The organism is Aeromonas sp. 11P (genome assembly GCF_051920165.1).
GTDB lineage: Bacteria > Pseudomonadota > Gammaproteobacteria > Enterobacterales > Aeromonadaceae > Aeromonas > Aeromonas veronii.
On sequence record NZ_JBQBDJ010000004.1, the window covers coordinates 1 to 13,759 of the forward strand.

9 protein-coding genes and 1 pseudogene are annotated in these 13,759 nt (G+C 60.0%); 9 read left to right on the forward strand and 1 reads right to left on the reverse strand.

Translation table 11 applies throughout. The annotated features are described in order from the left end of the window. From ACTG1P_RS00325 to ACTG1P_RS00360, 8 genes and pseudogenes are all read left to right on the forward strand, one after another. A pseudogene (locus ACTG1P_RS00325) lies at window positions 1–526 on the forward strand (tetratricopeptide repeat protein); the annotation flags it as partial. Then, the gene (rodZ, locus tag ACTG1P_RS00330) at window positions 516–1,484 is read left to right on the forward strand and encodes a cytoskeleton protein RodZ (protein ID WP_440000151.1); all 969 of its coding nucleotides are present in this window, start codon (window positions 516–518) and stop codon (window positions 1,482–1,484) included. The pseudogene ACTG1P_RS00325 and the gene rodZ, both read left to right, overlap by 11 nt. A 10-nt stretch (window positions 1,485–1,494) precedes the next feature. Then, complete coding sequence (ispG, locus tag ACTG1P_RS00335; protein ID WP_005333801.1) at window positions 1,495–2,610, forward strand: flavodoxin-dependent (E)-4-hydroxy-3-methylbut-2-enyl-diphosphate synthase; 1,116 nt, start codon at window positions 1,495–1,497, stop codon at window positions 2,608–2,610. Between the two features lie 137 nt (window positions 2,611–2,747). After that, a complete protein-coding gene (gene hisS, locus ACTG1P_RS00340; RefSeq protein WP_005351051.1) occupies window positions 2,748–4,025 on the forward strand; it encodes a histidine--tRNA ligase in 1,278 nt (425 codons plus the stop codon). A gap of 3 nt (window positions 4,026–4,028) precedes the next feature. Beyond that, window positions 4,029–4,679 carry a YfgM family protein gene (locus ACTG1P_RS00345; RefSeq protein WP_236341807.1) on the forward strand — a complete coding sequence of 217 codons (651 nt, stop codon included), beginning with the start codon at window positions 4,029–4,031 and terminating at the stop codon, window positions 4,677–4,679. Then, entirely contained in the window at window positions 4,672–5,856 is a 1,185-nt protein-coding gene (gene bamB, locus ACTG1P_RS00350) for an outer membrane protein assembly factor BamB (protein ID WP_005333796.1), read from the forward strand. The genes ACTG1P_RS00345 and bamB overlap by 8 nt, the downstream gene beginning before the upstream one ends. Window positions 5,857–5,930: 74 nt before the next feature. Continuing rightward, window positions 5,931–7,427 (forward strand): ribosome biogenesis GTPase Der, encoded by a 1,497-nt coding sequence (der, locus tag ACTG1P_RS00355; protein ID WP_005333794.1) that lies wholly within the window; start codon window positions 5,931–5,933, stop codon window positions 7,425–7,427. A 124-nt stretch (window positions 7,428–7,551) separates the two neighbouring features. Further along, window positions 7,552–7,776, forward strand: coding sequence for a zinc ribbon domain-containing protein (locus ACTG1P_RS00360; RefSeq protein WP_031227524.1), 225 nt, complete (start codon window positions 7,552–7,554; stop codon window positions 7,774–7,776). Window positions 7,777–8,148: 372 nt separating this feature from the next. Here ACTG1P_RS00360 and mltF read toward each other — a convergent pair whose 3' ends face one another. Continuing rightward, a complete protein-coding gene (gene mltF / locus ACTG1P_RS00365) occupies window positions 8,149–9,633 on the reverse strand; it encodes a membrane-bound lytic murein transglycosylase MltF (RefSeq protein ID WP_421289913.1) in 1,485 nt (494 codons plus the stop codon). Between the two features lie 149 nt (window positions 9,634–9,782). Here mltF and purL point away from each other — a divergent pair, with 149 nt between their 5' ends. After that, window positions 9,783–13,706 carry a phosphoribosylformylglycinamidine synthase gene (purL, locus tag ACTG1P_RS00370; RefSeq protein WP_440000152.1) on the forward strand — a complete coding sequence of 1,308 codons (3,924 nt, stop codon included), beginning with the start codon at window positions 9,783–9,785 and terminating at the stop codon, window positions 13,704–13,706. Window positions 13,707–13,759: the final 53 nt, after the last annotated feature.

Below are 13,759 nucleotides of genomic sequence, written 5' to 3' on the forward strand. Positions count from 1 at the left end.
AGATCGGTTTTGCCTACTTTTACCAGAAGGTAGGGGATTTCAAGGCAGCCGAGACCAATTACAAGAACGCCCTTGCCATGGATCCGTCCAATGCTGACGCAATGAACAACTATGGTGCCTTCCTCTGTGATCGCGGCAGGTATGCCGAGGCAGATCAGGCGTTCAACCAGGCGGTTATTCAGCCAGGCTACGTAAAAATTGCCGATACCTATGAAAATGCGGCACTTTGTGCGCTGCAAAATCGCAGAAATGATAAAGCAGGCGAGTACTATCGCCTGGCCTTGGGGTATAATCCCCGCAATCCAGGGTTATTGCTGGACTTGGCCGAGCTTTCCATGAAAGATGGCAAGCTGCCTGATGTGCAGTCCTACATGTGTCAGACGAGAACGAGGAGAGTCTCTGGTTGAGACTGCGACTGGCACAGGCGATGGACAAGCCGGCATTACTTCACCAATTCGGGACTGAGCTGGTAAGGCAATATCCCACTTCGCAACAAGCCAAGCGTTATTTAGCCAATGACTATTGAACAGCAACACGATTTCCAAGACGACTCCCAGGCAGTAGGCCCAGGCCAATTGCTGCGCAACGCCCGTGAACAGCTAGGCTGGACACGAGAACAGGTTGCGTCCCGCATTCACCTTCGTCTGACCCTGATCGCCGCTATCGAATCGGATACCTACGACAAGCACACGTCCCATACCTTTATTCGGGGCTATTTGCGTACCTATGCCAAGCTGGTCGGGATCCCCGATGAGACCATTCTGGCTGCTTACGACAAGCTGGGTCTGACTCCTCCCGACAATATCGACATGCAGAGCTTCTCCCGTCGCTCCCGCCAGCAAGCCAACGACAGTCGGCTCAAGGTGGTGACCTGGCTGGTGATCCTGGTGTTGATTGCGCTCTCGGTCGCCTGGTGGTGGCAGAGTACTTCACGCCGCTCCGCCGGTGATGAAGCGCTGGCAGCCACCGAGATGAGTGCAACCAGTTCGACCCCGGCTGAACCTGCTATCACGTCGCCCGATGCGATCAACACAGCTCCGGTGGAAGGCGCTGCCATTGCACCGGCCGCCACGGACGTGGCTGTCCCTGCGGTGGTCTCCGATGCGACTGCTACCCTGGCGCCTGCTTCTGCGGCTGTTGCCCCGACCGATGTCAGCGCGGCTGTCGGCACTGCGACCGATGCTGCGGTATCCGGCGCCAATGGCACCGAATCTGAAGAGGCTGTCGTTGATCCGGCGACTGCGCCGCAACTGAAGATGAGCTTCACCGCCGATTGCTGGCTGGATGTGAAGGATGCCAACGGCAAGACCCTGTTCAGTGGTCTGAAGAAGGCCAACGACGAGCTGGTGCTGGAAGGCGCCGAGCCCCTGAAGTTCATCATTGGCGCGCCCATGGCCGTCAAGCTTGACTACAAGGGGCAGTCGTTTGATATGAGCCGTTACAACAACGGTCGTACAGCTCGCTTCTCGCTGCCTCAGGAGTAATCTGTTTCCCATGTCTTCTCACGAATCACCCATCATTCGTCGTAAATCCAGACAGATCATGGTTGGTAATGTACCGGTTGGGGGCGATGCCCCCATTACCGTGCAGACCATGACCAACACCAAGACCACAGATGTCGCCGCCACCATCGAGCAGATCCAGCGGATCGAGCGGGTCGGTGCCGATATCGTCCGTGTCTCCGTGCCCACCATGGAAGCGGCGGAAGCCTTCCGGCTGATCAAACAGCAGACCCGCATTCCCATCGTCGCCGATATCCACTTCGACTATCGCATCGCCCTGAAAGTGGCCGAGTACGGTGCCGACTGCCTGCGTATCAACCCGGGCAACATCGGCAACGAGCAGCGGGTGCGCTCGGTGGTCGATTGCGCGCGCGACCTCAATATCCCGATCCGTATCGGGGTCAATGGCGGGTCGCTGGAGAAAGATATCCAGGAGAAGTACGGCGAGCCGACCCCCGAAGCGCTGGTAGAGTCCGCCATGCGTCACGTGGACTATCTCGATCGCCTCGATTTCCAGGATTTCAAGGTGAGCGTCAAGGCCTCCGATGTGTTCCTGGCGGTCGGTGCCTATCGCCTGCTGGCCAAACAGATTGAGCAGCCGCTCCATCTGGGCATCACCGAAGCGGGCGGTTTCCGTGCCGGCGCGGTGAAGTCTGCCATTGGTCTGGGCATGCTGCTCACCGACGGCATCGGCGATACCCTGCGTATCTCGCTGGCGGCGGATCCGGTGGAGGAGGTAAAGGTCGGTTTCGATATCCTCAAATCCCTGCGCATTCGCTCCCGTGGCATCAACTTTATCGCTTGCCCATCCTGCTCACGGCAGGAGTTCGATGTGATCGCTACCGTCAATGCGCTGGAAGAGCGGCTCGAAGACATCATCACCCCGATGGATGTTTCCATCATCGGCTGTGTGGTGAATGGCCCGGGCGAAGCGCTGGTCTCCGACCTTGGCCTGGCGGGTGCCGCCAACAAGAGTGCCTTCTATGAAGGGGGCCAGCGGGTCGATCGGCTCGACAACAAGGATCTCATTCCAACTCTGGAGCGCCGCATTCGCGCCCGCGCCGCCATGCTGGATCCCGCCAACCGGATCCCGATGGACAAGGAGTGAGCGAAACAGGGCCACATTGGGTGGCCCTTTTTCCAGGTGACTGATTTTAAATCCCGCATCCGGATTCCCTGATTTTACCTTGGGGGGAAAATCCCTATAATGCGGCCAAATTTTACCTCTTTTTCTCGAGTATCAACGTGGCAAAACAGATCCAAGCTATTCGCGGTATGAATGATTGCCTGCCGGAGCAGAGCCCGGTATGGCAGAAGGTTGAACAGATCCTGCGCCAGGTCGTTGCAAGCTATGGCTACAGCGAAGTGCGCATGCCGATTGTCGAGCAGACTCATCTGTTCAAGCGCGCCATCGGTGAAGTGACCGACGTGGTCGAAAAAGAGATGTACACCTTTGAAGACCGTAACGGCGACAGCCTGAGCCTGCGTCCGGAAGGGACCGCCAGCTGCGTCCGTGCCGGTATCGAACACGGTCTGCTCTACAACCAGGAACGCCGGATGTGGTACATGGGCCCCATGTTCCGTCACGAGCGTCCCCAGAAGGGCCGTTATCGCCAGTTCCACCAATTCGGTGTCGAGTTGTTTGGCATCAACGGGCCGGACATCGACGCTGAGCTGATCATGCTGACCCACCGTCTGTGGCGTCTGTTTGGCATCAGCGAGCATGTCACCCTGCAGCTCAACACCCTGGGTCAGAGCGCCGAGCGTGCCGCTTACCGCGATGCGCTGGTGGCCTATCTGGAGCAGTACAAGGAGCAACTGGACGAAGAGAGCCAGCGCCGCATGTACAGCAACCCGCTGCGGGTGCTTGACTCCAAGGATGAAAAGGTGCAGGCCATTTTGGCGGGTGCCCCGCGTCTGTTCGACCATCTGGGCGAAGAGAGCCTGGCCCACTTCGAGGGGCTCAAGCGCCTGCTCGAGTCTGCCGGTATCAAATACGAAGTGAACGAGCGTCTGGTGCGTGGTCTTGACTACTACAACCTGACCGTGTTCGAGTGGGTCACCAGCAGTCTGGGTGCCCAAGGCACCGTCTGTGCCGGTGGCCGCTACGATGGTCTGGTAGAGCAGCTGGGCGGTCAACCGACCCCGGCCGTGGGCTTTGCCATGGGCATGGAGCGTCTGGTGCTGATGCTGGAGACTCTTGAGCTCAACGCCGATATCCGCCCGGCAGTGGATGTCTATCTGGCGATGGTGGGCGAGGGGACCGAACAGGCTGGCTTCCAGCTGGCCGAGCGTCTGCGCGATGCCCTGCCGGACCTGCGCCTCATGAGCCACTGCGGTGGTGGCAACTTCAAGAAACAACTCAAACGTGCCGACAAGAGCGGCGCGGCAATCGCCCTGATCCTTGGTGAGACCGAGGTGCAAAACGGGGAGATCACTATCAAATATCTGCGTGGTCAGGCCGAGCAACAGACCGTCAAGGTTGACGCCGCCATTGCCCTGCTGGCAGCCAAAGGAGAGTAAGCTGTGGAAGTCTATACCACCGAAGAACAACAGGTTGAGGTTATCAAGGAGTGGTGGAAAGAGAACGGAACCTCGGTGATTGCCGGGACCGTGATCGGTCTGGTCGGTCTGTTCGGCTGGCGCTATTACAACCAGCACCAGCAAGAGACCATGGAGGCCTCCTCCCACTCTTACAACCAGGTGATTGAGCAGCTTGCCAAGGGCGATGCCGCCGGTTTCGAGCAGGCACAGCAGTTTGTTACCGCCAACAAGGGTGACTCCTACGGTGAACTGGCCGCTTTGCAACTGGCTGCCGCTGCCGTCAAGGCGGGCAAGCTGGATCTGGCTGCCGAGCAGCTGGAGCTGGTGGCGACCACGGGTGACGAGAGCATTCGTCCCATCGCGGCGCTGCGTCTGGCCCGTGTGCTGAATGATCAGGGCAAGGCAGATGAAGCGCTGGCCAAGCTGGCGACCATCCAGAATGACGCCTTCAAGGCGCAGGTAGCCGAAGCCCGTGGCGATGTGCTGCAAAAGCAGGGCAAGACCGAAGAGGCTCGTGATGCCTATCAGGCGGCGGCGGATGCCGGCGGCCTGCAGGGTAGCGCCGAGCTCAAGCTGAAAATGGACGATCTGGCCCTGCCGGCCGTTGCGACTGGTGAGGCACCGGATGCGTAATCTATTCAAGATGGTGGCGCTGGGGGCTGCGGTCTCCTTCGCTCTGCAGGGTTGCTCCCTGTTCAGTTCCGAAGAGGATCTCAACCCGATGGCGCCGCTGCCCAAGGTTGAATCTGCCTTCACTGCCGACACCGCATGGTCATCTACTGTGGGTGATGGCATCGGTGACTTCTACTCCCAGCTCAAGCCGGTGGTGGAAGAGGATCGCATCTACGCGGCGGCCCGCGACGGCGATGTCAGCGCTTTTGACCGTGCCAGTGGCGATCGCCTCTGGACCGTCGATCTGGCCGACCTGCCGGTCAACGCCGACAAGCGCAGCGCCCGCCTCTCCGGTGGTCTGGTCTCCCGTTACGGCAAGCTCTTCCTCGGCTCCGAGAACGGGGTGGTCTACGCCCTGAACGAAGAGAACGGTGAAGTGCTCTGGCAGACCAATGTGCCCGGCGAAGTGGTGGCAAGCCCTGCGGTGGAAGATGGCCGCGTGGTGGTGTTGACCACCTCCGGTCGCCTGATCGCCCTCGACACTGATGAAGGCAAGATGCAGTGGTCGCTCTCCGAAGAGCAGCCGCCGCTGACCCTGCGCAGTGCCGGTGCACCGGTGATCACCAACGGCGCCGTGATTTACGGTCGTGCCGATGGCAAGGTGGGCATCGCCCTGCTGAGCAATGGCCAGCCTGTGCGCCAGTCCAAGGTGGCTGATCCGCGCGGTGCCACCGAGCTGGACCGCATGGTTGACGTCGATGCCAGCCCGCTGATTGCCGGTGATGAGCTCTATGCCATCGCCTACAACGGTCAGTTGATGGCGCGCAAACTGATGACCGGCGATGAAGTGTGGAAGCGTAAGTATTCCGGCTATCGCGATCTGGCGATGACCGGTAATGCCATCGTGCTGACCGATAGCCGCAGCCATCTGTTTGCCATCGACCGTCGCAACGGTCTGGAGCTGTGGTCCAACACCCAGCTGGAAAATCGTACCGTCACTGCACCTGTCATCTTCGGTGACTATGTGGTGGTGGGTGATGTGGAAGGATACCTGTATTGGCTTGATCGTACCGACGGTACCATCAAGGCGATGCAGCAGCTCGATAGCAGTGGTCTCTATGCCGCCCCGCTGGTGGATGGCGAGACCCTGTATGTGCAGAGCCGTGACGGCAAGTTGTACGCCCTCAAGCGTCCTTGATCGTCCGATAATGTGAATATCCGGCTCCTGGTCTTCGGACCCGGAGCCTTTGTCGTCTTGAGAATGAGGCTTTTATGACTCCTGTAGTAGCCCTGGTGGGCCGCCCCAACGTGGGGAAATCCACCCTGTTTAACCGCTTGACCCGTACTCGGGATGCCCTGGTTGCCGATTTTCCCGGTCTGACCCGGGACCGTAAATACGGTCAGGCGAAGTTGGGCGAGCTGGAATTTATCGTGGTCGATACCGGTGGTATCGATGGCACCGAAGAGGGGATCGAGCTGAAGATGGCCGAGCAATCCCTGCTGGCCATCGAAGAAGCAGACGTCGTGCTGTTCATGGTGGATGCCCGTGCCGGTCTGACCGCGGCGGATCAAGCCATCGCCGAGCACCTGCGCAAGGCCCACAAGAAGGTATTTCTGGTGGCCAACAAGACCGACGGTATCGACGGTGATTCCGCGGTCTCCGAGTTCTACGGTCTGGCGCTGGGCGAGGTCTACCAGATCGCGGCCGCTCACGGTCGTGGCGTGCTGAGCCTGCTGGAACTGGCCCTGGCTCCCCATCTGGAGACCCTGGTCGACTCCGCTACCGATGAAGATGCGCAGGATGAGGAAGAGGAGGACTTCGACGAAGAAGCCCTGCTGCGCATGGTGGCTGCCGGTGAACTCGATACCAAAGAGGACACCAAGGAGACCCCGTTCGCCGACCTGCCCATCAAGTTCGCCATCGTTGGCCGCCCCAACGTCGGTAAATCTACCCTGACCAACCGTATGCTGGGTGAAGATCGGGTCATCGTCTATGACATGCCCGGCACCACCCGTGACTCCGTTTACATTCCGATGGAGCGTGACGAGCAGAAGTATGTGGTCATCGACACCGCCGGTGTACGTCGTCGTGGCAAGGTGCACGAGACGGTGGAGAAGTTCTCCGTTATCAAGACCTTGAAAGCCATCGAAGATGCCAACGTTTGCCTGCTGGTGATCGACGCCCAGGAGACCATCACCGATCAGGACTTGAGCATCCTTGGCTATGTGCTCCACGCCGGTCGCTCCGTGGTGTTGGTGGTGAACAAGTGGGATGGTCTGGATCAGAAGGTGAAAGAGGATGTGAAGAACGAGCTGGATCGTCGCTTGGGCTTCATCGACTTCGCTCGTGTCCACTTCATCTCCGCCCTGCACGGCAGCGGTGTCGGCCATCTGTTTGAATCCATTCAGGAGGCTTACCAGTCCGCCACCCGTCGTACCAGCACGGCCATGCTGACCCGCATCATGCAGATGGCGCAGGAAGATCACCAGCCGCCGATGGTCAACGGTCGCCGCGTCAAGCTCAAGTATGCTCACGCCGGTGGCTACAACCCGCCGCGCATCGTGATCCACGGCAACCAGCTGAACGACTTGCCGGACTCCTACAAGCGGTATCTGATCAACTATTTCCGCAAGTCCCTCAAGATCATGGGCTCGCCGATCCGGGTCGAGTTCCAGGAGTCGGTCAACCCGTTTGAAGGCAAGAAGAACACCATGACCCTGAGTCAGGAACGTCAGCGCAAACGCCTGCTGAAAATGAAGAAGAAATAAGTCCTTGCGGCTGCCCTCACCGGCAGCCGCTTTGTTATCCTCGCCATGTTAAGGTGAGGAATAAGGGGAGGGGGATCTGCCATGGAACAAGACCATGGCAGATCTACTTTTCGAGGAGTTGATTATGGAAGTCCTGCTTTGTCCATCATGCCAGGCTGAACTGGATACCCGCAGCAAGGAGCAAACCTGTGGCCAGTGCCAGGCCCCTGTTCGCGTCACGGCCATCTGCCCCACCTGCCAGCAGGAGCTGGAACGTCTCAAGGCGTGCGGCGCGGTGGATTACTTCTGCAACCACTGCAACTCGCTGATCTCCAAGCGGTCGGTACAGTTCAAGGCGGCGCTGGTGTAAGACAGTATTCAGGTGAGAAAGCAGATAAAAAACCCGGCGAATGCCGGGTTTATGCTGTGTGCTCTGCAATAAGCAGGGTATAGGATCGATTTCTGCGCCACAGGTTGCGCTTGATGTCATTAAGCTTGAGTTTGCGTCTGGGGCTCCAGCTGCACTTCGCTTTTCTGACCAGACTGATTTTTCTACGTTTTTGCATCTTGGTCTCCTCCCAACTCAGTTGGCCATCCCGGCCTTGGGTCATTGATGGAGCCCATCCGAAATTGCTGTTATTTAATCTCTCAACATAATGAAAACAATGCGATTTCGGATAGGCTCCGATGTGAATCGATGGTAACAGAGAAGTTTGCGTGAAAACAGCCGAATAGTGGCTGGTTAGCGCATGGTGATCTGATTGACCACTTCGGCGATGGCGGTGGGGCGCTCGGCCAGCTCGGGCTCGCTGTCGTTGTCGAGACTCTCCCGCTGATGTGCCTTCTGCTGCTCGTTGTCGAGCCAGAGCAGACTCTGGTAATACTGGCGCACGTTGTTGACATAGTTGCGCGCCTCGCTGCCACGGGCATAGCCGTAACGTACCTTGCGGTGCCAGCGCGCTTGCTGTAGCAGCGGCAGCACCTCTTTCACGTCGCTCCAGGCGTCAGGATTCTTGCCGAGCTCTTTGGTCAGGCGGCGGGCGTCCATCATGTGGCCGTAACCTATGTTGTAGGCGGTGAGGGCAAACCACACCTTCTCGTCATCGGGCACCGAATCCGGCACCTTCTCCATCATCTGTTGCAGATAGAGGGAGCCACCTTTGATGCTCTCTTCCGGATGAAGCCGGTCGTTGACTCCCATCGCCTTGGCGGTGGGCTCGGTCAGCATCATCATGCCGCGCACGCCGGTGTAAGAGCGGGCCTGCGGGTCCCAGTGGGACTCCTGATAGCTGATGGCGGCGAGCAGACGCCAGTCGATATTCTTGGCGTGAGTCTGGAACAGCGGCTGGTACTTGGGCAGCAGGCTCTTGGCGCGCTTGAGGAAGGTACGGGTATCGACAAAGTCGAAGTTCTGCACGTGGCCGAAGTACTTCTCGTCCAGCTTGGCGATAGCACCATCCATAAAGCGCTGACCGAAGAAGTCGATCACGCTGGCATAGAGGCTGTCATCGGGCAGCTTGCTCATGGCCCAGGCAACGGTCTGCTTCTGGGCCAGGGTCAGCCCCTCGGTGAGCTCCGGGTAGTAGCGCTGGGTACGGGCCAGCACGGTATCCTGCACCACCGTGTAGTCAATCTTGCCATCCACCACCTGCTTGAGCAGCTCCTCCACATCGGCGTTGTCGCTAGTGCTCCAGGTTAGTTTCGGATTCTCTTTGCTCATCTCTTTGAGCAGATCTTCACCGGTGGAGCCGGCGGCCACCACCAGCTTGCCCTTGATATCGTTCAATGAGGCCGGCTTGGGTTTGCCGTTGCGGTAGACCAGTTTGGGAGAGACCTGGTAGAAGCCCGGGCCGAAGCGAAACAGCTCGCGCCGTTCGGGGGTGACCATGATGGCGGCAGCCGCCAGATCGAGTTTGCCCTTTTTCAGCAGGGTGACCAGTTGGTCGGTAGTGTCGACCGGGATGATGGTGAGTTTCACCCCCAACCAGTCGGCATAATTTTGCGCCAGCTCGTAATCGAACCCCTGGGCGAGGTCGTCACGTTGGTAATAGGAGGTGGGACCATAGATGGTGCCAACCCGGATCTCGCCTCGCTGGCGGATCTGCTCCAGCTGGCTGGAGGGGCTATAGAAGTCGCAGCCAACCAGCGTCAGCGTCAACAACAGCCCGATAAACAGTCGAAAAATGCAGCGCAAGTAGGTGAGTACCTTTGTTGAAAAAATCGGCATTTGTCAAAAAAGAGGCACCTTTATACCAGAGAGTGTGCGCAGAGTCACACTGCACGAAGTGAGAAAAACGTTTGTCCGCTGTGAGCCAGATCCCTATAATACGCGCGTCTCAATTCCCCCCCACTTTAAAACTTGGTGAGAAAGGTCATATGGATATCTTGCGTGGTGCCCCAGCACTGTCTGATTTTCGTGTCCAAAAACTGCTGCAACGCTTCGCACAGATGAGAAATGAGAGTGGAGTAGAGAGCGGAGTAGAGATAGAGGATGTCTATGCCGAGTATGTGCACTTTGCCGAGCTGACAAGCCCCCTCTCTCCCCCCGAGCGAGCGACCTTGGGCCAGCTCTTGCGCTACGGCCCGAGCATCCCCGAACACACCCCCAGCGGTCAGCTGTTTCTTGTTACCCCCCGCCCCGGCACTATCTCCCCCTGGTCTTCCAAAGCAACCGACATCGCCCACAACTGCGGCCTGAAACAGGTCAAGCGGCTGGAGCGTGGTATTGCCTATTACCTGACCATCAAGGGGCAGGGTGAGCTGAATGCCGCCCAGCGCAGCGCCATTGCCGCCGTGCTCCATGATCGGATGATGGAAGTGGTGTTTGCCGAGATGAGCGAAGCTGCCGCCCTGTTTGCTCACCACGAGCCGCGCCCCTTCACCCAGGTGGATGTGCTGGGCGGTGGTCGCGCAGCCCTGGCCGAAGCCAACGTGGCGCTCGGTCTGGCGCTGGCCGACGACGAAATCGACTATCTGGTGGAGAACTTCACCAAGTTGGGTCGCAACCCCAACGACATCGAGCTCTACATGTTCGCCCAGGCGAACTCCGAGCACTGCCGTCACAAGATCTTCAATGCCGACTGGACCATCGATGGCGAGCAGCAGCCCAAGTCGCTGTTCAAGATGATCAAGAACACCTTCGAGCAGACGCCGGATCATGTCCTCTCTGCCTATAAAGACAACGCCGCCGTGATGGAAGGGAGCCAGGGTGGCCGCTTCTTCCCGAGCCCGGCCAACGGCGAATACCAGTATCACCAGGAACAGGTTGACATCCTGATGAAGGTGGAGACCCACAACCACCCGACCGCGATCTCCCCGTTCCCGGGCGCAGCCACCGGCTCCGGCGGCGAAATCCGCGACGAGGGAGCCACCGGTCGCGGTGCCAAGCCCAAGGCGGGTCTGGTCGGTTTCTCCGTCTCCAACCTGCGCATTCCCGGCTTCGAGCAGCCCTGGGAGCAGGATTTCGGCAAGCCGAGCCGTATCGTCAGCGCCTTCGACATCATGCAGGAGGGGCCGCTCGGCGGTGCCGCGTTTAACAACGAGTTCGGCCGTCCGGCCATTCTCGGCTACTTCCGTACCTTCGAAGAGGAGGTGCCGAGCCACAACGGCGTCGAGGTGCGTGGCTACCACAAACCCATCATGCTGGCTGGCGGCATCGGCAACATCCGCACCGAACATGTCCAGAAAGGGGAGATCCCGGTCGGCGCGGCGCTGATCGTGCTGGGCGGCCCGGCGATGAACATTGGTCTGGGCGGCGGTGCCGCATCCTCCATGGCCTCCGGCCAGTCGGCCGAAGATCTCGACTTTGCCTCGGTGCAGCGTGACAACCCCGAGATGGAGCGCCGTTGCCAGGAGGTGATCGATCGCTGCTGGCAGCTGGGTGACGACAACCCCATCGTCTTTATCCATGACGTGGGGGCGGGCGGTCTCTCCAACGCCATGCCGGAGCTGGTCAACGACGGTGAGCGCGGTGGTCGTTTCGATTTGCGCGCCATCCAGAGCGACGAGCCGGGCATGAGCCCGCTGGAGATCTGGTGCAACGAATCCCAGGAGCGTTACGTACTGGCGGTAGCGCAGGACAAGCTGCCGTTGTTCAAGGCGCTGTGCGAGCGTGAGCGCGCACCCTATGCAGTCATCGGCACCGCGACCGAAGAGAAGCATCTGACCCTCTCTGACAGCCACTTTGACAACCAGCCCATCGATCTGCCGCTGGACGTGCTGCTCGGCAAGGCCCCCAAGATGCACCGCGACGTGGTGACTCTGCCTGCACAAGGCAAAGCGCTCCAGCTCGATGGCATCACTTTGAGTGACGCAGCCGAGCGGGTTCTGCGTCTGCCGACCGTGGCGGAGAAGTCCTTCCTTATCACCATCGGCGATCGCAGCGTGACTGGCTTGGTCAATCGCGATCAGATGGTTGGCCCCTGGCAGATCCCGGTGGCCGATTGCGCCGTCACCGCTGCCACCTACGACAGCTATCACGGCGAAGCCATGTCCATGGGCGAGCGTACCCCGGTGGCGCTGCTCTCCCACGCCGCCTCCGCTCGCATGGCGGTGGCGGAAGCGCTTACCAACCTGGCGCCGGCCCACATCGGGTCGCTGAAGCGGGTCAAGCTCTCCGCCAACTGGATGGCCGCTGCCGGTCACCCGGGGGAAGATGCCGGTCTCTATGAGGCGGTCAAAGCGGTGGGCGAGGAGCTCTGCCCGGCCCTTGGCATCACCATTCCTGTGGGCAAGGACTCCATGTCCATGAAGACCCGCTGGCAGCAGGATGGCAAGGAGCACAGCGTCACCTCGCCGCTCTCCCTGCTCATCTCCGCTTTTGCCCGGGTCGAGGATGTGCGCAACACCGTCACGCCACAGCTGCGTACCGATCTCGGTGAAACCGACCTTATCCTCGTCGACCTTGGCAATGGCAAGCAGCGCCTCGGCGCCTCGGCACTGGCGCAGGTCTATCGCCAGCTGGGTGACAAGGCGCCGGATCTCGACAATCCGGTCCAGCTCAAGGGCTTCTTCAACGCCATTCAGGCGCTGGTGGCCGATCGCAAACTGATCGCCTATCACGACCGCTCTGACGGCGGCCTGTTCGTCACCCTGACCGAGATGGCGTTTGCCGGTCACTGCGGCCTCGACATCCAGCTCGATCGTATCGGCGGCGAGCTGCTGCCGGCGCTGTTCAACGAAGAGCTGGGCGCCGTCATTCAGGTGCGTCGTGAAGATAAAGAGGCGGTGATGACCCTGCTGGCCGGGCACGGTCTTGCAGCCTGCTCCCATGTGCTCGGTACCGTGCGAGAAGGGGATCTCATTACCCTGCAGCGGGGCGGTCAGGAGGTCTATCGTGCCAGCCGTACCGCACTTCGCACCATCTGGGGCGAGACCAGCTGGCAGATGCAGCGCCTGCGCGACAATCCGGCGTGCGCCGACAGTGAGCACGCGGCCCGTCAGGACGCCACCGATCCGGGTCTGCATGCCAAGCTGACTTACAACCCGTCCGAGGATGTGGCGGCACCTTACATTGCCCGCGGGGTCTCCCCCCGTCTGGCGGTGCTGCGCGAGCAGGGAGTCAACTCCCATGTGGAGATGGCGGCGGCGTTCGATCGTGCCGGTTTCGCGGCGGTCGATGTCCATATGAGCGATATTCTCTCCGGTCGCATCAAGCTGGAGGAGTTCCAGACCCTGGTGGCCTGTGGCGGCTTCTCCTACGGTGACGTGTTGGGTGCCGGTGAAGGCTGGGCCAAGTCCATCCTGTTCAATGACAACGCCCGCGAGCAGTTCCAGCGCTTCTTCGAGCGCGGCGATACCCTCTCTCTGGGTGTCTGCAACGGTTGCCAGATGATGTCCAACCTGCGAGACCTCATCCCGGGTGCCGATCTCTGGCCGCGCTTTGTGCGCAACCGCTCCGAGCGCTTCGAGGCCCGCTTCAGTCTGGTGCAGGTACAGGAGTCACCGTCGGCCTTCTTCGCCGGCATGGCAGGCTCCGTGATGCCCATTGCCGTCTCCCACGGGGAAGGGCGTGTCGAGGTGCGCGATGCTGCTCACCTGAGCGCACTGCAGCAGAGCGGTCTGGTAGGGCTGCGCTTTGTCGACAACCGTGGCAGCGTGACCGAGCAGTACCCTGCCAACCCGAATGGCTCGCCGGATGGTATCACTGCCGTGACTACCACCGATGGCCGAGCCACCATCATGATGCCGCACCCGGAGCGGGTGTTCCGCACCGTGGCCAACTCCTGGCACCCCGACAACTGGGGCGAGGACGGCGCCTGGATGCGGATGTTCCGCAACGCCCGGGTTCGTCTGGGTTAATAGAGAGAGCACCAGCGCATAAAAACAGAAACCGGCCAATTGGCCGGTTTTTT